Raw genomic sequence first — 25,672 nt, forward strand, 5'->3', positions numbered from 1 at the left:
GCCTTACAACATGACGACGAACGGTTCTCCCCGGAATCGACAGGCGACTCGAAAAAACTTTTGGCGAGTTCGGCCGAGGCGCTGCCGTTAGGCTGAGTGTATGACCGAACGCGACCGGGACGCCGCTGGGAAACCCCTCAATTCGCGGCCCCGTGACGGACTCGGACGTCCACTGCCACGCGACGCAGCGGGCGGTGTCCCGCGCATTCCGGACGATGTACGCCTGCCACCAGACGAGTCGATCACCGAGGCGCAGCGCCTCCTCGACCACGGCATGCCTTTCCACGCACACGAGATTCTCGAAGGAACGTGGAAAAGCGCGCCGCCCGAGGAACGTGACCTGTGGCAGGGACTGGCTCAGTTGGCCGTCGGGCTCACCCATCTGCTTCGGGGCAACAACACCGGCGCCGTCTCACTCCTCGGCCAGGGTCACGACCGCATCAGGCACTACGAGGTCGAGAGTCCGCACGGCCTCGATATCCCCGGTCTACTGACGTGGTCCGAGCACCTGCTCGCCGAAATCGATCGCCCCGGCGATTTCCCCGCCCCTCCGATTCCGAGGTTGAGAATCCCCTGATGCCCATCTTCCCCATGTTTCCGCTCGGCTCCGCTTTGCTACCGGGTGAGGTGTTGCCCCTGAACATCTTCGAACCTCGGTATCGCGCACTGGTCGAGAACGTTCTCGAAGCTGCCGACGGCCCACTGTTCGGAGTAGTGCTCATCGCTCGTGGCCACGAGGTAGGTGGCGGCGAATCACGTCACGACGTCGGCACTCTGGCTCGGATCGAGTCTCATGTCGCCATGGGTGCCGGGCGGTATCAGTTGTATTGCCGGACCGAAGACCGCATCCGGGTCAATCGATGGCTGCCGGATGATCCCTACCCACTTGCCGAGGTCGAATTGTGGCCTGACGAGAACAACGGAACACCAGTCACTGCTTACGAATACGACTCGCTCCTCGAGCGCATCGAGTTCATGTACGGAATGTTGGGAAAGCTCGCACTTCGGGCCGGCGAACAGACTCCGCGAATGCCCGTCCCACCGGATCCCTTGGATCCGCTGGGTTCTCGGCTGTATGCCCTTGCCAGGAGCATTCCGATGGGTGACGCCGATCGCCTGGCGATTTTGACCGCGCCAGGCGCCGACGAACGTATTCGCACACTCTCGGAGGCAGTCGAGAACACCATCGAGGTCGCGCAGTTCAATCTCCTCTGAGCGCAACTACGCCATCGTCTGACCCATGTCGATGACGATCTTCGTCCCGGTGACCGCGCGGGAGAGGTCCGTCGCGAGGTAGACGACGGCGTTGGAGATGTCCTCGACGGTGGTGCGCGGGACGGACGTGAGCGGCCACTTGTACGAGTTCATGTACTCCGGATGAGTAGTGAGTACCTTACCGACGTTGGGATCGTTGCCCATCTCGGTCTCCACCGCGCCAGGGTGGATGGTGTTGACTCGAATGTCGAAGCTTCCCAATTCCGTTGCCGCAGTGCGAGCCAAACCCACGAGGCCGTGCTTGGCCGCCGAGTAGTGCGCGCAGCCGGGCGCTTCGGCGACGCCGGCAGCACTGCTCACAATCACGATGGAACCACCGTTGCCGGCTTCGATCATTGCAGGAACCGCAGCTGTCATCGTGCGCCAGACACCATTGAGATTGATGTCCACCAGCGTCGACCACTGCTCTTCAGGCATCTCCCAGAAACGGTTCCACGTAGCGATGCCCGCATTGGCAATCACGACGTCGAGGCGACCGAACTTGTCGACGCCCGACGCCACCGCCGCACGCAGTGCCTCGAGGTCACGGACGTCCGCTACAGCGGTGACGATCTCGCGCCCCTCCGCTCGCACGAGACGAGCCGTTTCTTCGAGGTCGGCTTCAGTCGCGGCCGCGTAACCCACGTCTTCGGACACCGACGCGCACACGTCGACAGCGATGACGTCTGCACCTTCCTGCGCGAGTCGAATCGCGTGATTGCGTCCCTGACCCCGCGCTGCACCGGTGATGAAAACGACCTTGCCTGCCAACAGTTGTGTCATGGCCGGGACGTTAGACGCTGATGTGGCCCGCTGCCTCCGAGTTCCCGCTCGACGGGAATCAACCGTCGACGATGACGACGTGAAGATTCCTCGGACCATGGACACCTTCGACGCGCTCGAGTTCGATGTCGGAGGTCGCCGACGGGCCGCTGATCATGGTGGTGGGGCGCTCCGGTGTCAGCTTCGCAATCGCCTCCGGCACTCCCACTTCCACACTGCTGCGATACACGACGCAGATGTGTGTGTCCGGTACCAGTGTCAACGCACGGCGTCCCTGTGATGGACCGGCGTCGAGGAAGATGGTGCCGGTTTCGGCGCACGATACCTTCGAGCGGGTGACAACGGCGTCGAGGTTCTCGAGTTCAGGAGCCGGTACGTCCGGGCTGTCCACCACCAGCGTTCCGTCGAATCCGGCTACCCATGATCGGTCGAGGCCGGCGGGGATCCCCAGAGTGTGTAGTCCGCGCTCTCTCAGTATTCCGGCGACGGCCTCGGCGACTTCTGTTGCAGCGCAATGGTGAACGTGCGCCTTGTAGTCCACCAGACGGTCGATGAACAAATCGATGAGTTCCCCGTCGGACATGGTTCTGCCAGTCCGGTAGTTTCGCGGTATCTCGCCTTCGCGGGCGGGCGCCAAGGTGATGGCATCACGAATGCGTCCGAGCACCACTTCACGTGAATTCATCTGTCCGCCTTCCCGTCACGACGAGCCTCGTCCAATGCCGCGCGGCCTTCGTCGGAGTCCCACCAGGATCGGAAGGTCTGCTTGGGCGGTGCGGGAATGTCTCTGGCAGCTGTCCAACCGTTCAATGGAGGTGGCAACGTAGAGATCTTCCCTTTCCTGCCGGCCACGACGCGTCCGAGCCCGGCAGCTTTCTGAGCCAACGTCCACCGGCCCTCGGTCGACATCGCCAGAGAGGCGGCTTTCATCGCCAAAGACTCTGCCGTGACACCGGATTGCTCGACCTTCTGGTGCCGCAATTCGACGAGCAGCGAGGGTATGTCGATCTTGACCGGGCAGGCGTCGAAGCACGCACCGCACAGACTCGAGGCAAAGGGAAGCGTCGAGTTGGGATCGTCTTTGCCATGTATGCCCGCGAGCTGCGGAGTCAGCACCGCGCCGATCGGTCCCGGATAGGTCGATCCGTAGGCGTGACCGCCGGTGCGCTCGTAGACCGGGCACACGTTCAGACACGCCGAGCACCGTATGCAGCTCAGGGCTTCCCTCCCGATCTTGTCGGCAAGCGCGGCAGTCCGACCGTTGTCGAGGAGGACCAGGTGGAACTCCTGTGGACCGTCGTCGGGCGTGACGCCGGTCCACATGGAGGTGTACGGGTTCATCCGCTCCCCCGTCGAGGACCGCGGCAGCAGTTGCAGGAAGACCTCCAGATCCTGATACGTCGGCAGAATCTTCTCGATGCCCATCACGGTGATCAGTGTTTTCGGCAGCGTCAGGCACATTCGCCCGTTGCCCTCCGACTCCACGACGGTCAGAGTGCCCGTGTCCGCGATGCCGAAATTGGCGCCGGAGACGGCGACCGGCGTCGTCATGAACTTGTGGCGTAAGAACTTTCGTGCAGCTGCGGCAAGTTCGGCCGGGTTCTCCCCGAGGTTCGGATCGACATCTGGCATCTCACGAAGGAATATCTCCCGAATCTCGGACCTGTTGCGATGGATCGCGGGAACCAGGATGTGCGACGGTTTGTCGTGGCCGAGTTGGACGATCAATTCCGCGAGATCGGTCTCGTAGGCGGTGATTCCGTGGGCTTCGAGATGCTCGTTGAGACCGATCTCCTGCGTGGCCATCGACTTGACCTTGATGACCTCGTCGGAGCCGGTGGCTTTGACAAGTTCGGTCACAATGGCGTTGGCCTCGTTGGCATCCGCCGCCCAATGCACATGCCCACCGCGCGCGATGACTGCAGCCTCGAACTGTTCGAGCAGTTCCGGCAACCGCGCCATGACGTCGGCCTTGATCGCCGAACCCGCGTCACGCAGGTCTTCCCAATCGGGAAGCTCTCCAGTCACGTTGATGCGCTTGGCACGGATGGTGTGCGTCGCCTTGCCGATATTGCGTCGCAGTTGCGCGTTGGCCAGCTCGTGATGTGCTGCGACGGGGAATTTCTCAGTACCTCGCAGGAACCCTGCACCCTCGGGCGACCTCGGCGGGAAGCTGGGCAGACCCAGCGTCACAGCGCTCATGCGGGCACCCGGCTTTCCACCGACGCCAGAATCTCCGCGAGGTGAATGGTCTTGGCGCCCATCTGCAGTCGTGACATACCGCCGCCGATGTGCATGAGGCAGGACGAGTCTCCGGCGCTGCAGAATTCGGCGCCGGTGTCCGCAACGTGGCGAATCTTGTCCGCCAGCATGGCCGTCGAAGTCTCCGCATTCTTGATGGCGAAGGTGCCGCCGAATCCACAGCAGGAATCTGCTTCGGGGAGTTCGACCAGATCGATGTCGCGGACGTTGCGCAGCAACTGAAGTGGCTTGTCCCCCACCCTCAACATGCGCAGTGAGTGACAGGTCGGGTGATAGGTGACCCGGTGCGGGAAGTACGCGCCCACATCGGTGACCCCGAGAACGTCCACGAGGAATTCGGAAAGCTCGTACGTCTTTGCCTTCACGGTCTGCACCTGTCCACACAGCGACGCGGTGCCGTAGCGCTCGGCGACGATCTCGTGTTGATGACGGACCGAACCGACGCACGACCCCGATGGTGCGACAACCGCGTCGATCGACGCATCACCGAAGGTGTCGGCGTAGTTCGCGACCAGCGGTAGTGCGCCCGGCTGATAGCCGGTATTGACGTGCATCTGCCCGCAGCAAGTCTGCCCGGACGGAAACACGACGTCGTGCCCGAGACGGGTGAGCAGGAGGGCGGTGGCCTTGACGGCGTCGGGAAACATCGTGTCCCCGATGCAGGTGGCGAACAGCGCTACTCGCATGTGGTTCCCCGCAATCTGTCGGTGTGGTCTGACCACAGTAATACATCCCCGTACAGGCCATCCCATAAACGGCGTCCACCCGGTTATGCTCTTGCCTCATGCCGACCGAGCCGAGCCCGCGAGCGTGGGAACAAGTACTGAGCCACCTCGAACGTCGGCTCGTTTCAGGCGAGGTGTCTCCTGGCCAGCGCCTGCCGGGAGAGAGAATTCTGGCAGCAGAGTTGGGCGTCGGACGGTCATCGGTCCGAGAAGCGTTGCGGGTCATGGAAGCACTCGGCCTCCTCAAGGCGCAGACTGGCTCCGGCCCGACGTCCGGCGCGATGATCGTGGCCAAACCGACCGGCGGTATGACCATGCTGATGCGGATGCAGGTTGCAGCACAAGGCTTTCCGGTCTCGGATGTGGTGAAGACACGACTCGTTCTCGAATCCGAGGTGATGCAGTCCCTGGCATCGCGGACCCCGACACCCGACCTCCGCGCGGCCGTCGAACTGCTCGACTCGATGGAGGACGCAGCTCTCTCGGCCGAGGAATTCTTGCTACTCGACGCACAGTTCCACGTGGCGCTCGCCGACGCGGCGGGCAATCAGGTGATCGCAGCCATGATGACCGGCCTGCGCGAGTCCATCGAGGCCTACGTTCTCGCGGGCGTCCAGATCGACAGCTGGCCGAGCACCTGCATGCGACTGCGTGACGAACACCGAGGATTGGTGGATGCGGTCAACGCGGGTGACGGCGAACTCGCACGTCAGCGCATAGTCGGCCACATCCGCGGTTACTACTCGGAAAGCGCCCACTCCGGCCGGTGACAGGGGGTGGTAATTGCGCCTCCAGAAGTCGTGTACTGTTGGTTTCACACCGACGCGGGGTGGAGCAGCTCGGTAGCTCGCTGGGCTCATAACCCAGAGGTCGCAGGTTCAAATCCTGTCCCCGCTACAAAGAAGAGGCCCGTAGGTTGCGAAAGCGACCTACGGGCCTTTTGCTGTGCGCCTTTATTAACCGCCGGGGGTTAATAAAGGCGCACAGCAGTACCTCACACCGCCACGTTGTGAAAATCGATCTCTGCGACCAGCATGCCGGAGAACCACCGATCCAGGTCCTCGTCGGTGACGGACTCGGGCATGGCGTCCACCTCGCACGCCAGCACCGCCACCTGAGACACGAACGGCGGAGCGACATGCATGTCCACCCAGTCCTGCAACGCTGGTTCGCGATCTACCTTCACTGCCGCCGCCTCCCGGCACCACGACAGATACAGGGTTTCCGCGGCGTACATGCCCACCAGCGCCGCCGCCCTGCCCTCTTCGCGAGCGAGAGTCAAGGCGTGCGTGGACAGCACGGCCGACTCCTCGACCAGCGCCGCTGCGTCACCCTCGTACGGGAAGCGGGAACGCAACTGCGCGAAATACTCGCGCTGCTCGCCCACCAGGTTCGACATCGACGTCACGTGGTCGAGCGCGTCGTCGAGCGTCGGGGATTCGGCGACCACCAACCCCAACACCTTGACGGCCGTCAGTACGAATGCCTCTTCGATCACGAGGTACCGGCGGAATCCCTCATCACTCAACGTCCCGCCGATGGTGTCCTCGATGAATGGAACCGCCCGCGCGGCAGCGAGATTACTCTGCTGCCGCGCGAGCAGGTCTGAGGAGCGACTCATTCGCCGGCGACCCAACTGATCAAGCCGTCGAACAGGTCGGTGTATCCGGGCCACTGCTCACAGAACTCCGGCGGAGCCCAGTGCGGCGAGCAGTCCGAGGTGAAGACGATCGACCGTCCGGCGCCGTATTCACCGGCAGCGACAAGCGGATCGCCGTTGATGGTGGCGGGAACCACGGCACCGTCCTTCGCGACGACGCGGTTGTATCCCAGGAGCGCCGGCCAGGAATCGCCGGCACCACCGAGAGCCGGGTGAGCAGCATCGACGACGGTGGGAACGATCCCAGCCGGTGTCTCGACGCGATCGTCTTCGGCCAGCATCGTCACGGGCAGTACCTCGGCGATCGCGGTCTGGCGGAAAGCTGCTCGCGCCTGGAACCCGGAGAACGAGAGGTAACCACCGATCATCATCAGTGAGCCGCCGGCGTTCACCCAGTCACGAAGCGCGACAAGGCGATCCTCGCCGGCGCGGAACTGGTCGAACACGCCGGGAGCCAGCTGCAGCGAGTTCGCTCCGATGTCGGAGAGAACGACGACGTCGAACTGCGACAGCGCTTCTGCGGTACCGGGGAACTGCGTCGGCACCAGGTGTGCGGGCATGTGTGTCACGTCGTGGCCACGTGAGGTGAGCGCATCCCGAAGCGGGCCGACTCCCTCGACGTAGGAATGGACACTGAACTCGTCGACGCCCTTGACGTGCGTCGACGTCGTCATCCAGCTCTCGCCGGCGATCAGTACTCGTTTACCCATGACTGCTTCTGTTTCCTTTCGCGGCCTGCTCGAAGAGCGACCTCGGGTTGTCTCGCATCAACGCGGACACTTGCTGGGGATCTACGCCTGCGCGCACCAATCGGGCGGCGAAGGCGAGTGGTACGTAGGAGAATCCGTTTCCGCCGTGCTTTCTGAGCATTGATTTGAGGAAGAGGTCGTGACTGAGCAGGAGCTGTGATGCGTGACCGGAGGTGACCAATCCGGCTACCGCAGTGGCTGTTTCCGCCGGATGCGGCGAAAGACCCTCGCCGGGGAAATCGAAAGGCATCCCGATCATGTCGAATTCGAGAAAGACACCGCGGTCGGCGAGCGATCGTTGGTAGTCGGCGTCGTGTCCGGACGGGTCCATGTGGCACAGCACCACTGCTTGCGGATCGACGCCCATCTCGTCGACCACGATGTCGACGACGTGATGTCCCACGCGCTGCCAGCCCGGAAGGTGGACGAACAGGGGCACGTCCACCTCGCGCTGAGCAATGCACGCCGCCCGCAACGCTTTCGCCTCGTTCTGAGTGAAGAGCGGGGAGACGCCGATCTCCCCGATCACTCCCGGAGCCAATTCCTTTGCCGGATCGAACTCCTCGACGAGCGAACCTGCCAGATCGTCGACACCGAGTTCGTGGACCTCGACCGGATGGGTCGTCTCGAGGTACCACCCTGAACCCATGATCACTCGCACGTCTGACTTTCGCGAGAACTCCGCCAACTTCTCCGGTGCCCGGCCCAGTCCCGGCGGTGTCAGATCGACGATCGTCCGACCACCGAGGCGGGCGAAGTCCACAAGGTCTTCCACCACGGCCGCTGCGTCGTCGACTCGACAATTGTCGAGACTGTAGTACGGATTGTCGTGAAGAAGCCAGGCATCCTCGGCGCGTACCGGACCGGCCAACCGCTGTGCCACAACCGGATCCGGGGCCTCGGTGTACGCACCGGTGACGTCGTTGTGCAGATGTTCGTGTGGGAGAACCAGTCCGAGTTCCGAGCTGTCCACAGTTCCCGTGACAGTACGAACCTTGCTCATGAGCGTGCAGGCCCCGACGGTGCGGACTGCAGGTGTCGCCACAGCGCGCTCAGTGTATGTCCGCGCATGTTGATCCAGATGGCCAGTAGCAGAACGACACCGGTGATGATCGGCGTCAGGAACGGGCTCACGCCGAGCAGGGTCAGTCCGTTCGCGATGATTCCGGTCAGGACGGCGCCGATGACGGTACCGATCACGGTGCCGCGACCGCCGAAGAGATTGGTGCCACCGAGAACCACCGCGGTGATCACCGTGAGCTCGAATCCCGTTGCGGAGTTGGCCGAACCCGAGCCCAGTCGAGCCGCGATCAGCAGTCCCGCGATACCGGCAGCCAAGCCGGTGAAGACGAGCGTCATCATGAGCACACGACGCGTGTTGACGCCGGACCGTCGCACGGATTCGACGTTGGACCCGATACCGGTGACGTAGCGCCCGAAGCGCATGCGGTTGAGCGCAATTGCTCCGATGACCACGACGACGAGAGCAATCCAGGCGCTGGCGGAGAACCCGAGGAACTCAGCAGTTCCGAGCTTCGCGAAGTAAGTGTCGGCCGGAACCGGAACGGAGAATCCTTCGGTCCGATACAGCGCGATACCGCGAATGACGGACATCGTCGCCAGAGTCACGATGAACGGCGGAATGCCCTGATAGGCAGCGAGCCATCCGTTGACCAGGCCCCAGGCCGCGCCCATCACCGGGGCGGCGACGAAGACCAGGGACGAATCGACGCCGGCCTGGATAAGCTCGGCACTCATCGCCGCGACGAACGCGACGATCGCACCGACGGACAGGTCGATCTGACCTGCCGTGATCACGAAAGTCATCGCCACCGCGATGATCAGAACCGGAGCGATCTGGGTTGCCAGGTTCGACAGGTTCGTGAATGTCAGGAACGACGACGTGGTCGCCGAGAAGACGGCTGCGACAGCAACTGTCACCGCCAGCATCGCGAGGGTGGGCTTGTTGACGCTGTCCCACAAGGAGGGTTTCGCGGCGAGCTTGCGCTCGATCGGCGCCTGGGTCTTCTCGAGAGTGGTCATGCCGTGGCTCCCTGTGTTGCTGCCGATGTCCGTTGCGGCACCGGAGTTCGAGTGATGAGTCCGACGAGGGACTCGATGTTGAGGTCGCCGATCGGAACGTCGTCGACACTCTGCCCCTCGTACATGACCGTGATTCGGTCACACACGCGGAACAGGTCCTGCAGGCGGTGTGTCACGAGAATGACGCCCACGCCGGCCGCTGCGACGTCCGTGATCAGCTTGAGCACCGACTCGACCTCGGCGACGGCAAGCGCTGCGGTGGGCTCGTCGAGGATCAGTACGTCTGGGCGGAAGGAGACTGCGCGGGCGATCGCGACGGTTTGCCGCTGTCCGCCGGACAGTTGCCCGATCTCCTGGTAGGTCGACTTCACCTTGACATGCAGGTCGGCAAGAATGTGAGCCGCCTTCTCGTGCATGGCATGCCGGTCGAGGAAGGGGCCTTTTCGCGGTTCTCTGCCGAGGAACAGGTTGCTGGCGACGTCCAGCGTGTCGCACAGAGCCAGATCCTGGTAGACGATTCCGATCTTTTTCTGCTGGGCGTCGAGAGGCGTCGAAAAGCGCACTGGTTCACCGTTGACGCGCATTTCGCCGCCGTCGTGCTGAACCGCACCGGCGAGAATCTTCATCAGAGTGGACTTACCGGCGCCGTTGTCGCCGACCACTCCGAGTACTTCACCCTTCGCCAGCCGAAGGTCCACTCCTTGAAGGGACTTCACCGGTCCGTACGACTTGGTGATGCCCGAGAGTTCGATCAGTGGAGGTGCCATGATTACTTCTCCAAGTAGTACATGTAGTCGGCCACGTTCTCCGGGGTCACGATCTGGGTGGGAACCGGGATGTTTGCCGGAGCGCCGCGTCCGCAAGCCAGGTCGATTGCCGAATTCATTGCCTCATGGCCGAATTCGAAGGTGTTCTGCTGGACCACGCCTTTAAGCCAACCGGCTTTGAGTCCGCCTACCGCCTGATCCGAAAGATCCCAACCGACTGCTTCGATGCGATCCTGCGCCTTCTGACTGTTGACCGCCGCGACGAGACCGATCAGTGCCGGCTCACCGGTTGCGTAGACGTACTTCATGTCGCCACCGCCGGTCAGCAGGTTCTCCGCTGCGGTCTGTGCGTTCTCCTGAATGTTACGTCCGTCCACGACGGTGCCGACGGTCATTCCGCGGCCGGTCACGGTCTCCGTGAAGCCCTTCTGCCGCTCCAACTGGACAGTACTGTTGAGCGCGCCGACGATACCGACCGTTCCGGTGTTGTTCGCGACGTCGGCCAAGGTGTTTCCGATCTTGGCGCCACCCTCGGCGTTGGCCGTACCGACCTGAGTCGACAGTGCCGGATCGTCGATGGTCGCGTCGACCGCGACGACGGGGATGCCCGCGTTCTTGGCCTTGACCACCGACGGCTTGATTCCGTCCGTGTCGATTGCATCGACGATGATCGCGTCGACTCCGGCGGCGATCAGATTGTCGAAGGCGTTGGCCTGCGCGACGGAATCGTCGTTGCCGCTGATGATCTGCAGGTCGACGCCTGCCTTGTCCGCGACGTTCTTCGCGGCATTGTTGATCTGGTTGAAGTACAGCGCCTGGAGGTTGATGGTCACCAGACCGACCTTGAGCTTGCCGTTCGTCCCGTCACAGCTTTCGGCGACCCGGGTCGGCTGCGGGATGGACGAGCCCCCCGATGCGTCCTTCGAGTCACTCGACGAAGCCGAGTCACAAGCGGTGAGCGTGAGCGCGACTGCAGCTCCCAGCGCCAGAGGCAATGCACGTTTCATCATCGAGTCTCCAAAAGGGTGTGAGGGGTCAATGTTGCTGTGAAGCTGTCCAATTCATCTCGGGTGGGGCATCCGCGGGGGCCTGCGGTGGCGCAAGCCAATGCAGCCGATGCCCCGGCGAGTCGTGCGGCGTCCACCGGTGAGCGCCCGGCGTCGACAAAAGCGATGTACGTACCGCCGAAGCAATCACCGGCCCCGACTGCATCGACGACGTCGACCACTACTGCCGGTTCGCTCGTCACCTCGCCGTCCGGTGTGGCCAGTGTCCAACCTCGCGAGCCGTCGGTCACCAGCAGGTGGGTGTGGTGCTCGGCGGCCAGAGTCTGCCACTGGTCGAAACCGATCCCGAACTCGCCTTCCCACAGGGCACGCCCTACGACGACGTGGTCGGCCAGAGCGAACGCGCGCAGTGCCGCGGCCTTGTTTTCACAACCGTCCAGATCGATTACCAGACTTACGCTTCCCGGTAATTCATCCGGGAGGAAGACCGCACGGTATCCGTCGAGGAACAGTCGTCCACCGCCGGCAGCGGCCAATCGGGTGACGACAACTCCGATGCGTTCGGCATCGTTCGGGTCGTCCTGGCTGATGATGGAGCGATCGCCGTCCTGCGCGATGAGAACAACTGCCGTCGACAGGAACGCATCTCGCGGCGACCAACTGGTGTCGACGCCATCTGCCTCGAGGGATTCGAGAAACTCGGTGGACCGCGCGTCCGGGCCCACGGCACCGGCAAAGATCACTTGCGCGCCCATTCTGGCCGCGGATACCGCAGCATTTGCATTCATTCCACCGTCGATCTGACTGATGGCCGTTGCCTGAACGCGCTCACCGAGTACCGGTACGTGTGGGACATGTACCGTCACATCGTTGTTGGCGTATCCACAAAAGACAATCATGGTTACTTTCCTGCGGCCCGGGACAGTTCGCGGACCTTCTCGCCTGCGACCCGTCCCCACCAGCGTCCATTGTCCTTCACCGAGGATGCAACTATCGCGCCGTCGCATTCCTTCATCAGCGCTGCGACATTGGCAGCCGTGATGCCGGAGCCGATGATCACCGGAAGAACGGTGTTGTCTCGGATCACGGAAACCTCGTCGACCGAAGCGGCGTCACCGGTGCGCGAACCCGTCGCGATCAGAACATCTGCGTCGAAGAACTCGGCGTCTTCGGTCTGTTCCGCGACAGTGCGGTCCGCGACAATGGCATGCGCACCGTGTTTGACGTGCACGTCAGCGAAGATCCGGACCGGGTCGGCGCCGATGCGATGGCGGAAGCGCGTCGTCTTGGCGGCCTGGCCCTCGATGAAGCCCTCATTGGCAATGTAGGCATTGGCCCACTGATTGACGCGCACAAAACTCGCGCCTGCCGCCCACGCTGCGGCCACTCCGCACTCGCCGGCGTTGGACAGGATGCTGACGCCGACGGCCTTGCCGAACTCGCCGACCACCGCTGCCGTGATGACTCCCATGCTGGCGGCGGTTTCGTATCCGTGTTCGCCGGGCTTGAGGAACGGTATGTCCCAGTGATTTTCGACGATCACACCGTCGAAACCGTTGTCGACATACGCGTGTGCTTCCTCGACGGCGAAGCGAGCAATTTCCGAAACCGGCTGCCCGGTGTAGTGCGGGCTGCCCGGCAGGGCCGGGAGGTGAATGGCCCCGATGAGAGATGGCGTGCCGGTGAACATCTCTGCCAGCGCCGAGGGCTTGGGCGGAAAGACTCCGAGCGGTGATGCGGTCACTTCAGCTACCCCATTCCATGCGCAAGATTTGCGCTGTATGTCCATGCACAAGATCTGCACACGATGTAATCGATTGCCTTGATGAATTAGCAGGTTATGCGATCAACACCGGGTTGTGTCAAGGATTTCACAATTCGAATTTGTAAACGATTGCCTCAATCGCGTTACATGCGGGACACTGGACCGTGCGGTTCGATAACCTCGGACCCGAATCGAGCAGAAAACGGGGGACGCATGCGCAAGGCGACCATTCGCGATGTCGCGGAACTGGCCGGGGTCTCGACGGCCACCGTGTCGCGGGCACTGTCCGGCTCCCGCCCTGTCTCGGACGAGCTTGCAGCGACGATCAAACGAGCCGCGGATTCTCTCGGATACTCGGGAAACATCATCGCCAGCTCACTGCGTCGTAATCGGACGGACACTGTCGGAATGGTGGTTCCGAGTATCGCGAACCCCTTCTTCACTTCGCTGGTGGTCAACGTCGAACACGTCCTCGCTCGGCGCGGCCTACAACTGTTCCTGTGCGATTCTCGTTCCGATCCCGACGTGGAAGCGCAGCGACTCAAGTCGCTCGTCTCCCGGCAAGTGGACGGAATCATCATCAGCCCGTGCCACGGCGAACTGAGTGCCGAAGCCGTCCGAGCCAGCGCGGCAACGCTTCCGGTCGTTCAACTGGACCGGTTTGCAATGGATACCCAGACGGACTGGGTCGGCGTCGACGACGACGCCGCTCAATCCCTGGTGATGGAGCATCTGTCGGAGCGTGGCGCGCAATCAGCCGCCTTCATCAGTTCCGAGCTGACCAATTCGTCAACAGAACTTCGCCGGGCCGGCTTCTTCCGCCACGCGGATCGAATGGGCATCGAAACTCGTGACGAGTGGACACAACTCGGCGAGTACTCGATCGAGTGGGGGCGCACGGCATCCAACATCATCCTGACCGGCAAAACTCGCCCCGACGCCCTGGTCTGCGCCGACGACTTGATCGCACTCGGCGTGTTGCAGACCTGTCACGCATTGGGCATCGACGTTCCCGGCGACGTTCTGGTCACCGGTTTCGACAACATCCCGTTCTCCGAATTGTGCAACCCGCCGTTGACCACCGTCGGGCAGCCGCAGGAAAGAATCGCGGAAGAAGCTGTGCGACTTCTGGATCAGGCGATGAACAACTCTTCCGAGTCGACAGCCCACATCGCGCTTGCTCCTGAACTGATTGTCCGTCAGTCCACCGTCGGCCAAGCGGCGGCAACCGCACCGTAAGCAGCGATCGCATCGTCCAGTTCGGAGACCTTGACGCTTTCGTTGGCCGCATGCATCAGCGAGGGAGTGCCAGGGCCCCAGATCACGACGGGAGCACCAGGGGCGGCGGCGGCCAGTACCGAAGCGTCGGTGAAGTACGAAACCGGTTCGGTTGCAACAGGGATAGGCAGGGTGGCCAACCACGGGTCCGACGCGTCGGTACGCACACCTCCCAGATGAATCGACGTCTCCACCGAGTCGACTTCTGGTTGGGCTCGCCACCACGCGAGCAGGTCGGCGCCGTCTCCCACCGTGCGGTGATCGATCACCGCACGTGCACTGTCCGGCACGATGTTCGGAGCCGAACCCCCGCCGACCAAGCCGAGGTTCCAGGTTTCGGCACCCAGAAACGCGTCGGACGACAGCGGAAGCTCACGCCGGGCTCGGTCGACGACGTCAAGCAGTTTGAGGACGGCGTTAGTTCCTCGCTGCGGCGTACTCCCGTGCGCGGCTTTTCCTTTGACGGACACTTCGAGCCACAGTGCGCCGCGGTGCCCCAGGTTGATGCGATTGCCGGTCGCCTCGGGAACGATGACGGCCCCGACCTCGAGATTCGCAACGGCGTCGGCCGAACGAACAGCCCCGAGCGATCCGATTTCCTCGTCGCTCGTCAGCAACAGCGCGACCGGGACTCCACGTTCGAAAGCGTCGACAACCGCGGCAGTAGCGGCAACAAGGCCGGCCTTCATATCCGATGTCCCTCTGCCGAGGAACAATTCGCCGTCGACCTGTGCGGCATACGGATCGAACTCCCAGTCGGAGACAGTGCCCACCGGCACCGTGTCCACGTGGCAGGCGAACAGGAGTCTGGCTGCCGAGGGTGCAGCTTCGTTGGTGATCAAGGCCCAGGGATGATTGCCGGTCAGGTCTGACTCCACCTTCGCCTGTGGCGCACGTGAGAGAACCAACGAGACAATCGAATCCATCGCCCGCTGTTGAGGAGCGGACTCCCCCGAGACCGTGTCGAGAGCTACCAGTTCCGAGAGAAGTCCGAGGGAATCCATGTACCTATTCTTGCACTGCCACGGATTCAGTGCGCTGCCAGCTGGGCGATGACAACGTAATTGTCGTCGGTCGACTCTCCTTCGACGACATCACAATTGGCGAGGATCAGCCGTCCCGGAACCGATTCGCGCAACTCGTGAGCGCCCAGCAGCGAACCTTTGTGCAGCGGCCCGACTGTTTCGACGTCGTACTCGAGTGTGCCGTTCGGTGTACCCAGGAGAATTCGATCGCCCGGCTCCACTACCCGGAGCGCCCGGAATGGTGCTTCGCGAGTGGTGTAGTTGTGGCCGACCACGACAACTGTTTGTGTGGTCGACGTTCCCGGCATTCCGCTTTCACCCCACCACACCGGCAGTTCGTCGACGGGATTCAGTTGCTGCCCACTCTCGCCGCCGCGCATCAGTTTCTCCGAGTGCAACGGACTGCTCAGGTACGTGACCCCGGACGCAGACCTCAACTCGATCCTCTCGGGTTCTGCCGGATCGACGGTCACCGAAGCCGGTGCAGCCGCGATATGCGACTGCACCGGCGAGCGGTCAGGTAGCGATCCCGCGTTCTCGCCCGAACATCCGGATACGAGGACGGCGAGGATCGCTACCGCCGAGAGACCGAGGCTACGCAGACGTGTTGCCCGGGCCGTCATGACGCTTGCGACGAACAACCACCGTCGTAGCTGCTGCGGCGGCAGCGCCCACGACTCCGACGCCGATCAATACAGCCGGCAGGTTGGAGTTGCTGCTACCGCTGGTGCTGCTGCTTGCGGTGTCACCGAGAGCAAGGTCGACCGGGGGCAGGCTTCCGGCGAGCGCCGGATCGCCGTCGGCATCGGTGACGTAGTAGTCGACGACGTCGAAGGCTCCCTTGTTGTTGTAGTAGCCGACCAGCTTGACGCCGGTCTTGTTCACTACAGCGGTGGTCTCGTCGACCTTCGTGACCCCGGAGCCGTCGTCAGTGTGCTCACCGATGATCACTTCACCGCCGACGCCTGTTCCGTTGTCGATCTCCTTCTCGCCCTTTGCCTTGAGCTCGTCGACGATCTTCTGCGCTGCATCCGCTTCGGCCTTTGCGGCGGCTGCAGCGGCCTGAGCTTCCTTGGCCTTTGCTGCCGCGGCGTCGGCTGCGGCCTTCGCGTCTTCGGCGGCCAGGTAGAGATCCTGCGCCTTCTTGCTCGCCGCTTCGGCAGCTTCGGCCTTCTTGGCGGCTTCGGCAGCCTTTTCGTCGGCGATGGCTCGCTTGTCGGTGGCAGCCTCGCCCGCAGCATCGGCTTCGGCCTGGGCCGTCTCCGCGGCCTTCTGCGCAGCGTCGGCATCCTTCTGCGCGGAAGCCGCAGTAGCCGCCGCTTCATCTGCGGCCTTACGGGCGGCGGTAGCAGCTTCTACCTCGGTGGCAGCTGCGGACTCGGCTGCCTTGGCCGTGGTTTCAGCGGCGGTGGCCACCTTCTGAGTTTCCTTGACGGTGATCGCGAGCTGCTTGGCGTTCCAAGCCGCGGCCAGCGCCTGAGCCTTAGCGACGGCTGCCTTCGCGAAATCCCAGTTCTTGAAGGCTTCCTCGGCTTCCTTGTTCTTGTCCGCAACCAGCTTGGCGTTTGCATCCGCGGCAGCCTTCGCCTCATCGGCCTTGGCCTGCAGAGCATTAGCCTCGGCGCGCGCCTTTGCTGCCTCTTCGGTCTTGGGCCCCGAACCGGCGGCCTTCGCAGCCTCCTCGAGTTCCGCAGCCTTGGCTGCGGCCGCGTCGGCTTCTACCTGAGCTGTTTTTGCTACCTCCTTGGCATCGGCCGCCGCGGACTCCGCAACCTTGGCCGCCTCTTCGGCTTCCTTGGCAGACTGTTCCGCGGCCCCGGCCTCCGCCTTGGCCTTGGTCGATTCGACCGCCGCCTTGGTTGCCTCGACGCTCGCCTGGGTCATTGCCTCGGTCGCCTTCACCGAAGTGTCTGTCGCTGCGGACGAGTCGACCCCTGCCGTCGCGGCTGCTTCGGCGGCCTTCGCTGCCGCGTCGGCAGCTGCCTTGGCTTTTGCTTCGGCTTCCGCCAGTGCTGCAGCGTCCGTACCAGCGGTTTCGGCACTGCCCGTGCCCGCGACCCCGGCTTCAACCTTCTCCGGCGTGGTCTCGGTGCTCGTCGCCGCGTCGGCGTCGGTGGTGGCAGCTGCCTCTTCCTCGGCGCAGGTCACCAGCGGATCAGCGCTCGGTGTACACACGGTTTCCGGCTCTGCCGATGCAATTCCCGTGCCGCCCACCGCCAATCCGAGAGCTAGTACGGCACCGGCGGCCGCAGAGCGGACCCTCCGAGAATGGGCGATGGACTTCTCCGACATAGCGCTCAACCTTTCGGCCTTCTTTACGAAGACGGCAATTCCGGCGTGGACAGCCTTTACTTCGTCGGCCGACTTCCAGACGTTACGACCGGTCGGTCCGAAAAATTGAGAGCTGCTGCTCTACCCGCAGGAATCAGGACCGCGGAACGCGCCCCATCAGGTAGAACTCCGGATTGGGCAGCATGCCGGAGAAACTCGCCATGCGATTGCTGAGCCCGAAGAATGCAGTGATCGCGGCGATGTCCCACGCGTCCTCGTCGCCGAAGCCGTGCACACGGAGGGCGTCGAAGTCGGCGTCGGCGATTTCGTGTGAGGCGGAGTTCACCTTGGTGGCGAAGTCGAGCATCGCGCGCTGACGATCGGAGATCTCTGCGGTGCGATAGTTGACCGCAACCTGGTCGGCAACCAACGGCTTCTTCTCGTAGATACGCAGAATTGCGCCGTGCGCGACAACGCAGTACGTACATTTGTTGGCCGCAGAGATCGTGGTGACGATCATTTCTCGATCACCCTTGGTGAGTGCGGAATCTTCCTTGAGCATGATCGCGTCGTGGTATGCGAAGAATGCCCGGAACTCGGCTGGGCGCCGAGCGAACATCAGGAAGACGTTGGGCACGAACCCCGACTTCTCCTGGATCTCGAGAATCTTGGCGGCGATGTCCTCGGGCACCTCGGTCAATTCAGCCTGCGGAAAACGGGTGCTCACTGTGCCTCCTGGTCAACCATCGATGTTCGATTCAAGATAATGATGATTAACTGAGTTGTCCAGATGCATTTCCTGCCCTACTTTTTCGGGCACGGATAGTCGGGTACGGCCCAAGTGATCTGCGTAGCGTGAAACCCGTGAACAGGAAGACACGATGATCGACGGACTGAACCGCGCGCTCGACTACATCGAAAGCAATCTGAGCGGCGAGATCGAGACAGCCGAGATGGCAAGGCTGGCAACCACCTCGGAGTATCACTTTCGGAGGATGTTCTCGGCCCTGGCCGGCATTCCCGTATCCGAATACATCCGTCGACGTCGACTCACCCTGGCTGGTGCCGAGTTGTCCGTCAGCAGATCAGGAGTGTTGGAGACCGCCGTGAAGTACGGCTACTCGTCCGCGGAGGCCTTCACACGAGCGTTCACCGCATTTCACGGCGTGAGCCCCGGCGCGGTCACACGCGCTCCCGCCGTTCTCAAATCCCAACAGAAACTTGTCATTCACGTGACACTGGAAGGAGCCACACCGATGGACTACATGCTTGTGGACAAACCTGCCCTGACGGTAGTCGGGTTCAAGACCCGGGTTCCATTGGTTCACGAAGGTCCCAATTCTGCGATCGAAGATTTCACCCGCTCCGTGGACAAGGTTGCGTTGCGAGGGTTGCGCGAGCTCTCCGATCAGGACCCGGCGGGAATCGTCAGTGTCGTCGACAATTTGGCGCATCCCAGAACCGAAGGCACAGAACTGGATTACTACCTGGGAGTGGTCACCGGCAAACCTTCACCCACGGGTTTCGATGTGCTGACGGTCGACGCACACACGTGGGCCGTCTTCACCGCCGACGGGTCGGAAATCGAATCTGTGCAGTATTTGTGGCGAGATATCTACACGGAATGGTTCCCTGCCAACCCTTTTCGCTCCGTACCTGGTCCCGAGATCATGCGTACCGAATACAACGACGATTTCACCGTCGCACGGTTCGAGCTCTGGATTCCGGTCGAGAGCGAGCTGAACGACGTCGGGGCGTAAAACAGCCGCCAGGTCGGATGGAAGTCACGACCCGGCGGCTGAGCCATCAGATGAAACAGACTGTCAAAGAATCAGTTTCGCTCCGGTAGCAGCAACCACGTCCTCGACGCTGATGCCCGGCGCCGTCTCCACCAGGCGGAGACCGTCGTCAGTCACGTCGATCACGGCCATGTCGGTGATGATTCGCTGGACGCAGCCCTTACCGGTCAGCGGAAGCGAGCACTCCTCGACGATCTTGTGCTCACCCTTCTTCGAGACGTGCTCCATCATCACGATGACGCGCTTTGCGCCGTGGACCAGATCCATCGCGCCGCCCATGCCTTTGACCATGTGGCCGGGGATCATCCAGTTCGCGAGGTCTCCGGTGGCACTGACCTGCATGGCACCGAGCACGGCAACGTCGACCTGGCCGCCGCGGATCATGCCGAACGACGCTGAGGAGTCGAAGAACGACGCACCGGGGAGAACGGTGATGGTCTCCTTGCCCGCATTGATCAGCTCGGGATCGAGTTCGTCCTCGGTCGGGTACGGCCCCACGCCCAGAACGCCGTTCTCCGAGTGCAATACAACGGTGATGTCGGTCGGGAGGTAGTTCGGAACCAGCGTCGGCATACCGATGCCGAGGTTCACGTACTGCCCGTCCTCGAGTTCGCGCGCGACGCGGGCCGCCATCTCTTCGCGGGTGAGTTTGGTGGGTAGTACAGAAGTCATGCTCGTACCGTCCGATTCTCGATGCCGACCGTCACGGGGCCGACGTGGACAACACGCTGAACGTGAATGCCCGGCGTGTGGATCTCGGCGGGGTCGAGCTCACCCGGCTCTACGAGGTGCTCGACCTGCGCAATGGTGATGCGCCCCGACGTTGCTGCAGCCGGATTGAAGTTCTGGGTACTCGCGCGGTAGACGAGGTTGCCGTGCCGGTCACCTTTCCAGGCATGGACCAGTGCATAGTCGGCGACGATGCCGCGCTCCATCACGTAGGTGACGCCGTCGAAGTCACGAGTTTCCTTGGGCGGACTGGCAACTGCGATGCCGCCGCTGCCGTCGTAACGCAGTGGCAGGCCGCCGTCGGCGACCTGGGTGCCGACGCCGGCCGGGGTGAAGAACGCGGGGATGCCCGCTCCCCCGGCGCGCATGCGCTCGGCGAGCGTGCCCTGCGGCGTGAGTTCGACTTCCAGCTCACCGGAAAGGTACTGACGCGCGAACTCCTTGTTGGAGCCGACGTACGAGCTGACAGTACGACGGATACGCCCCTTCTCCAGAAGCACTCCGAGCCCGAACCCGTCGGTGCCGCAGTTGTTGCTCACCGTTTCGAGTGATGTCGCGCCCTGCTCGAGGAGCGCATCGATGAGGATTTCCGGCACTCCGACGAGCCCGAAACCTCCGACAGCGATCGTGACGCCGTCCGGCACGTCGGCGACGGCCTCGGCAGCAGTGGGAATGACTTTGTCCATCATGTCGATCACAGTAGCGCGACCCGTACGTATTGTGAACCCCCGTCCGCATAACGAACATTTTTCGCCCCCGGCATTGCCTGGGTCACATCTACGAACTATTCTGTTCGCAGAGCGCAACACATGTACACATTGCGAACAACTTCACGTAACCGAACGACGAGGTTCCCTATGCTGCATCTACCGCCGAGGTACCAGCGGCCGACTGGCGTCAACGCCCCGGCCGATTTCGCGGACTACAAGACGACTTCCCTTCGCCACCCGAAGCAGCCGCTGAAGCTGCTCCCCCAGCGGCTCACGGAGCTCACCGGGCCGGTATTCGGCGAAGATCGCGTCGGCGCCGGCGAAAACGACCTGACCATTGCCAACGGCGGCGAAGCACAGGGACAGCGCATCGTCGTTCACGGCCGCGTACTCGACGGCGACGGAAAACCCGTCCCCCACACACTGCTCGAGGTGTGGCAGGCCAACGCCGGTGGACGCTACCGCCACACCGGCGACAACTGGCCCGCGCCGCTGGATCCGTTCTTCAACGGCCTGGGTCGCTGCGTCACCGACGCGAACGGCCACTACAGCTTCACCACGATCAAGCCGGGCGCCTACCCGTGGATGAACCACGACAACGCCTGGCGACCGGCACACATCCATTTCTCGCTGTTCGGCACGGCATTCACGCAGCGCCTCGTGACGCAGATGTACTTCCCCGACGATCCGATGTTCTTCCAGGACCCGATCTACAACGCGGTACCCGAAGCAGCACGTCACCGCATGGTCAGCGTCTTCGACTACGACGCCACGGTCCCCAACTGGGCTCTCGGGTTCCGCTTCGACATCGTCCTGCGCGGCCGTAATGCCTCCGTATTCGAGAACGAGGAAGACCACGATGACTGATCACACCGCGAAGCCCGCACCCACTTATCCGGTCGTCCCCGGCGACTTCACCACTGCCCCCTTCGGTGTCACGCCCTCTCAGACCGTCGGGCCGTACTGGCACATCGGCCTCCTCTGGACGGACGGCCCCGACGCTGCCCCGAGCGATACCCCCGGACGAATCACGCTGGCCATCACGGTGATCGACGGCGCCCGCACACCCGTCGCGGACGCGATGATCGAAACATGGCAGGCCGATACGCTCGGACGCTTCAACCATCCGGACGATCCCCGTGGCGCAGTGGAGCTCACTCCGGCTGGTTTTCGCGGATTCGCCCGCAGCGCAGCGGATCCCACGGGCACTGCATTGGTCCACACTGTCAAGCCCGGTGCGCAGCCCACTGAAACGGATGCGGACGAGGCCCCACACGTGAACGTGTCGGTCTTCGCTCGCGGCATGCTCGACCGCCTGGTCACCCGCTTGTACTTCCCCGAAGACGCCGACGCACACGCAACAGATCCGGTGCTGTCCTCACTGAGCGAAACCGAACGCGCGAAGCTGGTTGCAACCAAGGTCGACGGTGGGTACTCCTGGACGGTCTATGTTCAGGACGAGGACGCGAACGGCGTCGAGACGCCCTTCTTCGAGCTGTAAGAGGAGTACACATGCCCACTCGCGGCGCACTGTTCGACCCGGTGTTCGGGGCCACCCGCGTATCGGAGCACCTGTCCGACCAGGCGTGGGTCACCGCGTTGCTCGACGTGGAGGCCGCACTGAGTTGTGCGATGGCCACAGTCGGGTTGGCGGACGGGGAACATTGCGCCGCGGTGGCTGCTGCCGCGGCCGAACTCTCACAACCGGGCGGTCTGGACATCGTGGCGCTCGGCCGCGCGTCGGCCGCCGGCGGAAATCCCGTCATTCCGCTGGTGAAGATGCTGCGCGAAAGGGTGGGACAGGAAGGTGTGCCTGCCTCCGTGGTGCACCCGGGCGCCACCAGTCAGGACATCATGGACTGTGCGCTGATGCTGTTGACGCGACGCGCGGGCGCGGTGGTTCTGGCCGACCTGACCCGCGCCGCCGATTCCGCCGCCCACCTCGCCCGCATCCATCGCTCTACTCCGATGGTCGCGAGAACCCTGGGACAACAAGCACTTCCGACCACCTTCGGGCTACTGGCATCGAGTTGGTTCACCGCACTCGACGCCGCAGCGATTCGCCTCGAGATCGTGCTGTCCACGTTGCCGGTTCAATTCGGCGGAGCCGCAGGAACACTCGCTGCGTTGTATCCCGACGGGCTCAGGATCGCCGACGCGCTGGCCGACGAACTCGGCCTGGCCAGGCAGGTCACTCCCTGGCACACCGACCGCGTGACCATCGCAGAACTCGCGACCACACTCGGTATCGTCGCCGGCGCCGTTTCCAAGCCCGCCACCGACATCACCGTCATGGCGTCCACCGAACTGTCCGAGGTTGCCGAGAGCGCTCCGGGCGGCTCATCGGCCATGCCGCACAAGCAGAATCCGGTTGCCGCGATCACCGCCCGCGCGGCAGCGCGACGTGCTCCCGCGCTGGTGGCCACAGCCCTGTCGAACATGGATCACGAATTCGCTCGCGCCGCAGGCCCCTGGCACGCCGAGTGGGAAACCGTCACCGATCTCCTGCGTCTGGCAGGCGGAGCGGCGCACCAGCTTTCCGTGAGCCTCACCGGCCTGCAAGTACACACCGAGTCGATGGCTCGCAATCTCGACATCACCGGTGGCCTGATTCTCGCCGAGCGTGTCACCAAGGCCCTGTCCGCACACACTGATCGAGCGCGCGACATCGTCACCGCGGCAGCCACTTCCGGAACCAGATTGGATCGTGATCCCGCCATCGCAGAGCACCTGAGCGAAACCGAGATCGCCGAACTACTCGACCCCGCACACTATCTGGGCCACGCCACCGATCTGGTCGACCGCGCCCTCGCCGAACGCCCCACAGGAGGATCTCGATGAGCGTCGCGCTCAACTTTCAACAGACCGGCAATCTCGATGCCCCGGCAGTGGTTCTCCTGGGTTCACTCGGATCCGATCTGTCCATGTGGCAGCCGCAGATTCACGCGCTGTCGAATCGCTACCGCGTCATCGCCGTCGACCATCGCGGCCACGGCAAGTCACCGGTGCCTACGGGCCCCTACTCAATTGCCGATCTCGCCGGCGATGTCATCGCTCTCCTCGATTCGCTCGAACTCGAGTCCGTACATCTCGTCGGGCTCTCCCTCGGCGGCGCTGTCAGCCAATGGATCGCCGCGCACCACCCCACTCGCGTCGAGACGTTGACATTGATGTGCACGTCCTCGCAGTTCGCCCCGGCTCAACCGTGGATCGATCGTGCTCGGGCTGTCCGTGCGGACGGTATTGCATCCATCGCGGCCGCCGTCGTCGGACGCTGGTTCACGCCGGGACTGGCCGAGAACGATCCGGAGCTTGTCGCCCGTCACGTCGCGATGGTCGAAGCCACACCCGACGAGGGCTATGCCGCCTGCTGCGAGGCGCTTTCGACGTGGGACGGCCGCAACGACCTGGCCCGCATCGTCGCTCCGACGCTCCTCATCGCTGGCGAGCAGGATCCGGCGACGCCTCCGTCGACGTTGAGCGCGATCGCCGACGGCATCGCCGATGCGGTACTGCACGTGGTCGATCCGGGCGCACACCTGGCCAACGTCGAACAAGCCGGGCGCGTCACCAAACTACTTGCAACGCATATTGCCTCGCACACATCTGCGCTCGCCCAACGTAGCGCCGCGGTGTCGGCCGGCATGACCGTACGACGCCAGGTGCTCGGCGACGCCCACGTCGACCGTTCCATTGCCGGTGCCACCGAGTTCACCGCCCCTTTCCAGGACTTCATCACTCGCACGGCGTGGGGTGACATCTGGTCGCGCCCCGGCCTCGATCACCACACCCGCAGGCTCCTCACTCTCGCGATCCTCACTGCCGTCGGCAACGAACACGAACTCGACATGCACATTCGCGCTGCGCTGCGTGCCGGGATCGATCCCGACGAACTCGTGGAAGTATTTCTCCATACCGCGGTCTATGCGGGTGTGCCGAACAGCAACTTGGCTTTTGCGCTGGGAAAGCAAGCACTCGCGGACCTCTCGGCCGAACCTGAGGAGAACGAGACAACATGAGTGAGAACAGCAGCGAGCAGGCGCCGGGACCGTCCCCGGACTACGTGCAGTCGCTGGCCCGTGGGCTTTCCGTCATCAAGGCATTCGACGGTGAGCACCCGCGTCGCACCCTCAGCGAGGTTGCCCGGCACACCGATCTCACGCGTGCGACTGCTCGCCGCTTCCTACTCACGCTCGTCGAACTCGAATACGTACGTACTGACGGTTCGGTGTTCTGGTTGACGCCCCGTGTCCTCGAACTCGGCTACAGCTACCTCTCCAGTCTGTCCCTTCCCGAGATCGCCGGGCCGCATCTGGAAGCCTTGTCCGCCAAGGTCCGTGAATCCACGTCCGTGTCGATCCTCGACGGTGACGACGTCGTCTACGTGGCTCGTGTTCCGGTCAGCCGCATCATGACGGTGTCCATCACCATCGGCACGCGCTTTCCCGCCTATGCGACGTCCATGGGCAGGGTCCTGCTCGCGGGCCTACCCGACGACGCATTAAACGCATACCTCTCTCGAGTGTCCTTCGCCCGCCTGACCGGCAAGACCATCTCCACGGCCGACGGACTACGCGCCGAACTCGAGAAGATTCGCACCGACGGGTTCGCGATAGTCGATCAGGAACTCGAAGAGGGTCTGCGCTCGCTCGCCGCACCCATCCGGGACGCGACCGGTGACGTGGTCGCGGCCGTCAACATCTCCACCCAAGCCGCCCGCTACAGCGCCGAAGCTGTTCGCGGTGAACTGGTTCCGGCCGCAGTCGCCACTGCGGACGCCATCTCCGTCGATCTCGGACGTACTCAGTCGTCCAACAATCACTCGGCTGCCACCCGCTGACCGAG

General features: G+C 63.3%; 28 protein-coding genes and 1 tRNA gene. 11 read left to right on the top strand and 18 right to left on the bottom strand.

The window, feature by feature from the left end:
• The first annotated feature begins 100 nt into the window (after nucleotides 1-100).
• Together GN300_RS06405 and GN300_RS06410 are read left to right on the top strand one after the other, a co-directional pair.
• Nucleotides 101-577, top strand: a complete 477-nt coding sequence (locus tag GN300_RS06405; protein WP_003940372.1) for a DUF309 domain-containing protein — start codon at nucleotides 101-103, stop codon at nucleotides 575-577.
• Nucleotides 577-1,215 (top strand): LON peptidase substrate-binding domain-containing protein, encoded by a 639-nt coding sequence (locus GN300_RS06410; RefSeq protein WP_003940076.1) that lies wholly within the window; start codon nucleotides 577-579, stop codon nucleotides 1,213-1,215. The genes GN300_RS06405 and GN300_RS06410 overlap by 1 nt, the downstream gene beginning before the upstream one ends.
• Nucleotides 1,216-1,221: 6 nt before the next feature.
• On the opposite strand, the gene GN300_RS06415 is transcribed toward GN300_RS06410, so the two are convergent.
• From GN300_RS06415 to GN300_RS06430, 4 genes are read right to left on the bottom strand one after another with little or no spacing between them, the layout of a single operon-like run.
• Nucleotides 1,222-2,037, bottom strand: a complete 816-nt coding sequence (locus GN300_RS06415; protein ID WP_007730029.1) for a mycofactocin-coupled SDR family oxidoreductase — start codon at nucleotides 2,035-2,037, stop codon at nucleotides 1,222-1,224.
• A 58-nt stretch (nucleotides 2,038-2,095) separates the two neighbouring features.
• Nucleotides 2,096-2,722 (bottom strand): LUD domain-containing protein, encoded by a 627-nt coding sequence (locus GN300_RS06420; RefSeq protein WP_063315732.1) that lies wholly within the window; start codon nucleotides 2,720-2,722, stop codon nucleotides 2,096-2,098.
• The gene (locus tag GN300_RS06425; protein ID WP_063315731.1) at nucleotides 2,719-4,239 is read right to left on the bottom strand and encodes a LutB/LldF family L-lactate oxidation iron-sulfur protein; all 1,521 of its coding nucleotides are present in this window, start codon (nucleotides 4,237-4,239) and stop codon (nucleotides 2,719-2,721) included. Before GN300_RS06425 ends, GN300_RS06420 begins: the two co-directional genes overlap by 4 nt.
• Complete coding sequence (locus GN300_RS06430) at nucleotides 4,236-4,985, bottom strand: (Fe-S)-binding protein (protein WP_058037936.1); 750 nt, start codon at nucleotides 4,983-4,985, stop codon at nucleotides 4,236-4,238. The genes GN300_RS06425 and GN300_RS06430 overlap by 4 nt, the downstream gene beginning before the upstream one ends.
• Nucleotides 4,986-5,083: 98 nt before the next feature.
• Between GN300_RS06430 and GN300_RS06435 the strand changes: the two genes are divergently transcribed.
• Together GN300_RS06435 and GN300_RS06440 are read left to right on the top strand one after the other, a co-directional pair.
• Nucleotides 5,084-5,794, top strand: a complete 711-nt coding sequence (locus GN300_RS06435) for a FadR/GntR family transcriptional regulator (protein ID WP_042446958.1) — start codon at nucleotides 5,084-5,086, stop codon at nucleotides 5,792-5,794.
• 53 nt (nucleotides 5,795-5,847) lie between these two features.
• Nucleotides 5,848-5,921, top strand: a tRNA-Met gene (locus GN300_RS06440).
• Between the two features lie 97 nt (nucleotides 5,922-6,018).
• On the opposite strand, the gene GN300_RS06445 is transcribed toward GN300_RS06440, so the two are convergent.
• From GN300_RS06445 to GN300_RS06480, 8 genes are read right to left on the bottom strand one after another with little or no spacing between them, the layout of a single operon-like run.
• Nucleotides 6,019-6,645 carry a TenA family protein gene (locus tag GN300_RS06445; protein WP_063315730.1) on the bottom strand — a complete coding sequence of 209 codons (627 nt, stop codon included), beginning with the start codon at nucleotides 6,643-6,645 and terminating at the stop codon, nucleotides 6,019-6,021.
• Nucleotides 6,642-7,394: a glutamine amidotransferase gene (locus GN300_RS06450; RefSeq protein ID WP_003939869.1), complete on the bottom strand. Its 753-nt coding sequence runs from the start codon at nucleotides 7,392-7,394 to the stop codon at nucleotides 6,642-6,644. Before GN300_RS06450 ends, GN300_RS06445 begins: the two co-directional genes overlap by 4 nt.
• Nucleotides 7,387-8,478, bottom strand: coding sequence for a phosphotriesterase (locus tag GN300_RS06455; RefSeq protein ID WP_233405578.1), 1,092 nt, complete (start codon nucleotides 8,476-8,478; stop codon nucleotides 7,387-7,389). The genes GN300_RS06450 and GN300_RS06455 overlap by 8 nt, the downstream gene beginning before the upstream one ends.
• The gene (locus GN300_RS06460) at nucleotides 8,433-9,476 is read right to left on the bottom strand and encodes an ABC transporter permease (protein WP_003939698.1); all 1,044 of its coding nucleotides are present in this window, start codon (nucleotides 9,474-9,476) and stop codon (nucleotides 8,433-8,435) included. Before GN300_RS06460 ends, GN300_RS06455 begins: the two co-directional genes overlap by 46 nt.
• Complete coding sequence (locus GN300_RS06465; RefSeq protein WP_003939830.1) at nucleotides 9,473-10,243, bottom strand: ATP-binding cassette domain-containing protein; 771 nt, start codon at nucleotides 10,241-10,243, stop codon at nucleotides 9,473-9,475. The genes GN300_RS06460 and GN300_RS06465 overlap by 4 nt, the downstream gene beginning before the upstream one ends.
• Nucleotides 10,244-10,245: 2 nt before the next feature.
• The gene (locus GN300_RS06470; protein ID WP_019745494.1) at nucleotides 10,246-11,253 is read right to left on the bottom strand and encodes a substrate-binding domain-containing protein; all 1,008 of its coding nucleotides are present in this window, start codon (nucleotides 11,251-11,253) and stop codon (nucleotides 10,246-10,248) included.
• Nucleotides 11,250-12,149 carry a PfkB family carbohydrate kinase gene (locus GN300_RS06475; RefSeq protein WP_042924967.1) on the bottom strand — a complete coding sequence of 300 codons (900 nt, stop codon included), beginning with the start codon at nucleotides 12,147-12,149 and terminating at the stop codon, nucleotides 11,250-11,252. The genes GN300_RS06470 and GN300_RS06475 overlap by 4 nt, the downstream gene beginning before the upstream one ends.
• 2 nt (nucleotides 12,150-12,151) lie before the next feature.
• Complete coding sequence (locus GN300_RS06480) at nucleotides 12,152-12,994, bottom strand: BtpA/SgcQ family protein (protein ID WP_003940276.1); 843 nt, start codon at nucleotides 12,992-12,994, stop codon at nucleotides 12,152-12,154.
• A gap of 234 nt (nucleotides 12,995-13,228) precedes the next feature.
• Between GN300_RS06480 and GN300_RS06485 the strand changes: the two genes are divergently transcribed.
• Entirely contained in the window at nucleotides 13,229-14,254 is a 1,026-nt protein-coding gene (locus tag GN300_RS06485; RefSeq protein ID WP_042446970.1) for a LacI family DNA-binding transcriptional regulator, read from the top strand.
• Here GN300_RS06485 and GN300_RS06490 read toward each other — a convergent pair.
• The 4 genes from GN300_RS06490 to GN300_RS06505 form a co-directional block, all read right to left on the bottom strand.
• Nucleotides 14,215-15,297 carry a M20/M25/M40 family metallo-hydrolase gene (locus GN300_RS06490; protein WP_030536559.1) on the bottom strand — a complete coding sequence of 361 codons (1,083 nt, stop codon included), beginning with the start codon at nucleotides 15,295-15,297 and terminating at the stop codon, nucleotides 14,215-14,217. The genes GN300_RS06485 and GN300_RS06490 overlap by 40 nt on opposite strands.
• A 26-nt stretch (nucleotides 15,298-15,323) precedes the next feature.
• Entirely contained in the window at nucleotides 15,324-15,941 is a 618-nt protein-coding gene (locus GN300_RS06495; protein WP_030536558.1) for a sortase domain-bontaining protein, read from the bottom strand.
• On the bottom strand, nucleotides 15,913-17,610 hold the full coding sequence (locus GN300_RS06500) for a hypothetical protein (RefSeq protein WP_063315729.1): 1,698 nt from the start codon (nucleotides 17,608-17,610) through the stop codon (nucleotides 15,913-15,915). Before GN300_RS06500 ends, GN300_RS06495 begins: the two co-directional genes overlap by 29 nt.
• 133 nt (nucleotides 17,611-17,743) lie before the next feature.
• The gene (locus tag GN300_RS06505) at nucleotides 17,744-18,316 is read right to left on the bottom strand and encodes a peroxidase-related enzyme (RefSeq protein ID WP_003940498.1); all 573 of its coding nucleotides are present in this window, start codon (nucleotides 18,314-18,316) and stop codon (nucleotides 17,744-17,746) included.
• 154 nt (nucleotides 18,317-18,470) lie between these two features.
• Here GN300_RS06505 and GN300_RS06510 point away from each other — a divergent pair, with 154 nt between their 5' ends.
• Nucleotides 18,471-19,349 (top strand): AraC family transcriptional regulator, encoded by an 879-nt coding sequence (locus tag GN300_RS06510; RefSeq protein ID WP_063315728.1) that lies wholly within the window; start codon nucleotides 18,471-18,473, stop codon nucleotides 19,347-19,349.
• Between the two features lie 63 nt (nucleotides 19,350-19,412).
• Here GN300_RS06510 and GN300_RS06515 read toward each other — a convergent pair whose 3' ends face one another.
• Both GN300_RS06515 and GN300_RS06520 read right to left on the bottom strand, forming a co-directional pair.
• Entirely contained in the window at nucleotides 19,413-20,060 is a 648-nt protein-coding gene (locus GN300_RS06515) for a CoA transferase subunit B (RefSeq protein WP_007730017.1), read from the bottom strand.
• Entirely contained in the window at nucleotides 20,057-20,803 is a 747-nt protein-coding gene (locus GN300_RS06520; protein ID WP_030536554.1) for a CoA transferase subunit A, read from the bottom strand. Before GN300_RS06520 ends, GN300_RS06515 begins: the two co-directional genes overlap by 4 nt.
• 171 nt (nucleotides 20,804-20,974) lie before the next feature.
• Between GN300_RS06520 and pcaH the strand changes: the two genes are divergently transcribed.
• The 5 genes from pcaH to GN300_RS06545 are packed head-to-tail and all read left to right on the top strand — an operon-like array spanning nucleotide 20,975 to nucleotide 25,667.
• On the top strand, nucleotides 20,975-21,694 hold the full coding sequence (gene pcaH / locus GN300_RS06525; protein ID WP_007730015.1) for a protocatechuate 3,4-dioxygenase subunit beta: 720 nt from the start codon (nucleotides 20,975-20,977) through the stop codon (nucleotides 21,692-21,694).
• Nucleotides 21,687-22,328 carry a protocatechuate 3,4-dioxygenase subunit alpha gene (pcaG, locus tag GN300_RS06530; RefSeq protein WP_063315727.1) on the top strand — a complete coding sequence of 214 codons (642 nt, stop codon included), beginning with the start codon at nucleotides 21,687-21,689 and terminating at the stop codon, nucleotides 22,326-22,328. The genes pcaH and pcaG overlap by 8 nt, the downstream gene beginning before the upstream one ends.
• 11 nt (nucleotides 22,329-22,339) lie before the next feature.
• Nucleotides 22,340-23,668, top strand: a complete 1,329-nt coding sequence (gene pcaB, locus GN300_RS06535; RefSeq protein ID WP_003940620.1) for a 3-carboxy-cis,cis-muconate cycloisomerase — start codon at nucleotides 22,340-22,342, stop codon at nucleotides 23,666-23,668.
• Nucleotides 23,665-24,846: a 3-oxoadipate enol-lactonase gene (gene pcaD, locus GN300_RS06540; RefSeq protein ID WP_063315726.1), complete on the top strand. Its 1,182-nt coding sequence runs from the start codon at nucleotides 23,665-23,667 to the stop codon at nucleotides 24,844-24,846. Before pcaB ends, pcaD begins: the two co-directional genes overlap by 4 nt.
• Complete coding sequence (locus GN300_RS06545) at nucleotides 24,843-25,667, top strand: IclR family transcriptional regulator C-terminal domain-containing protein (protein WP_058226620.1); 825 nt, start codon at nucleotides 24,843-24,845, stop codon at nucleotides 25,665-25,667. The genes pcaD and GN300_RS06545 overlap by 4 nt, the downstream gene beginning before the upstream one ends.
• Nucleotides 25,668-25,672: the final 5 nt, after the last annotated feature.

It is taken from the genome of Rhodococcus sp. Ni2 (assembly GCF_021352185.1).
Classification (GTDB): Bacteria; Actinomycetota; Actinomycetes; order Mycobacteriales; family Mycobacteriaceae; genus Rhodococcus_F; species Rhodococcus_F qingshengii.

Excerpts from the sequence above, each read along its gene's own strand:
- GN300_RS06425 (WP_063315731.1), bottom strand. The coding sequence starts at position 4,239 with ATGAGCGCTGTGACGCTGGGTCTGCCCAGCTTCCCGCCGAGGTCGCCC.
- GN300_RS06420 (WP_063315732.1), bottom strand. The coding sequence starts at position 2,722 with ATGAATTCACGTGAAGTGGTGCTCGGACGCATTCGTGATGCCATCACC.
- GN300_RS06405 (WP_003940372.1), top strand. The coding sequence starts at position 101 with ATGACCGAACGCGACCGGGACGCCGCTGGGAAACCCCTCAATTCGCGG.
- GN300_RS06495 (WP_030536558.1), bottom strand. The coding sequence starts at position 15,941 with ATGACGGCCCGGGCAACACGTCTGCGTAGCCTCGGTCTCTCGGCGGTA.
- GN300_RS06485 (WP_042446970.1), top strand. The coding sequence starts at position 13,229 with ATGCGCAAGGCGACCATTCGCGATGTCGCGGAACTGGCCGGGGTCTCG.
- GN300_RS06435 (WP_042446958.1), top strand. The coding sequence starts at position 5,084 with ATGCCGACCGAGCCGAGCCCGCGAGCGTGGGAACAAGTACTGAGCCAC.
- GN300_RS06430 (WP_058037936.1), bottom strand. The coding sequence starts at position 4,985 with ATGCGAGTAGCGCTGTTCGCCACCTGCATCGGGGACACGATGTTTCCC.
- GN300_RS06510 (WP_063315728.1), top strand. The coding sequence starts at position 18,471 with ATGATCGACGGACTGAACCGCGCGCTCGACTACATCGAAAGCAATCTG.
- GN300_RS06410 (WP_003940076.1), top strand. The coding sequence starts at position 577 with ATGCCCATCTTCCCCATGTTTCCGCTCGGCTCCGCTTTGCTACCGGGT.
- GN300_RS06475 (WP_042924967.1), bottom strand. The coding sequence starts at position 12,149 with ATGATTGTCTTTTGTGGATACGCCAACAACGATGTGACGGTACATGTC.
- GN300_RS06470 (WP_019745494.1), bottom strand. The coding sequence starts at position 11,253 with ATGATGAAACGTGCATTGCCTCTGGCGCTGGGAGCTGCAGTCGCGCTC.
- pcaB (WP_003940620.1), top strand. The coding sequence starts at position 22,340 with ATGCCCACTCGCGGCGCACTGTTCGACCCGGTGTTCGGGGCCACCCGC.
- pcaD (WP_063315726.1), top strand. The coding sequence starts at position 23,665 with ATGAGCGTCGCGCTCAACTTTCAACAGACCGGCAATCTCGATGCCCCG.
- GN300_RS06515 (WP_007730017.1), bottom strand. The coding sequence starts at position 20,060 with ATGACTTCTGTACTACCCACCAAACTCACCCGCGAAGAGATGGCGGCC.
- pcaH (WP_007730015.1), top strand. The coding sequence starts at position 20,975 with ATGCTGCATCTACCGCCGAGGTACCAGCGGCCGACTGGCGTCAACGCC.
- GN300_RS06500 (WP_063315729.1), bottom strand. The coding sequence starts at position 17,610 with ATGTCGGAGAAGTCCATCGCCCATTCTCGGAGGGTCCGCTCTGCGGCC.
- GN300_RS06490 (WP_030536559.1), bottom strand. The coding sequence starts at position 15,297 with ATGGATTCCCTCGGACTTCTCTCGGAACTGGTAGCTCTCGACACGGTC.
- pcaG (WP_063315727.1), top strand. The coding sequence starts at position 21,687 with ATGACTGATCACACCGCGAAGCCCGCACCCACTTATCCGGTCGTCCCC.
- GN300_RS06415 (WP_007730029.1), bottom strand. The coding sequence starts at position 2,037 with ATGACACAACTGTTGGCAGGCAAGGTCGTTTTCATCACCGGTGCAGCG.
- GN300_RS06465 (WP_003939830.1), bottom strand. The coding sequence starts at position 10,243 with ATGGCACCTCCACTGATCGAACTCTCGGGCATCACCAAGTCGTACGGA.
- GN300_RS06460 (WP_003939698.1), bottom strand. The coding sequence starts at position 9,476 with ATGACCACTCTCGAGAAGACCCAGGCGCCGATCGAGCGCAAGCTCGCC.
- GN300_RS06450 (WP_003939869.1), bottom strand. The coding sequence starts at position 7,394 with ATGGGTAAACGAGTACTGATCGCCGGCGAGAGCTGGATGACGACGTCG.
- GN300_RS06545 (WP_058226620.1), top strand. The coding sequence starts at position 24,843 with ATGAGTGAGAACAGCAGCGAGCAGGCGCCGGGACCGTCCCCGGACTAC.
- GN300_RS06445 (WP_063315730.1), bottom strand. The coding sequence starts at position 6,645 with ATGAGTCGCTCCTCAGACCTGCTCGCGCGGCAGCAGAGTAATCTCGCT.
- GN300_RS06520 (WP_030536554.1), bottom strand. The coding sequence starts at position 20,803 with ATGGACAAAGTCATTCCCACTGCTGCCGAGGCCGTCGCCGACGTGCCG.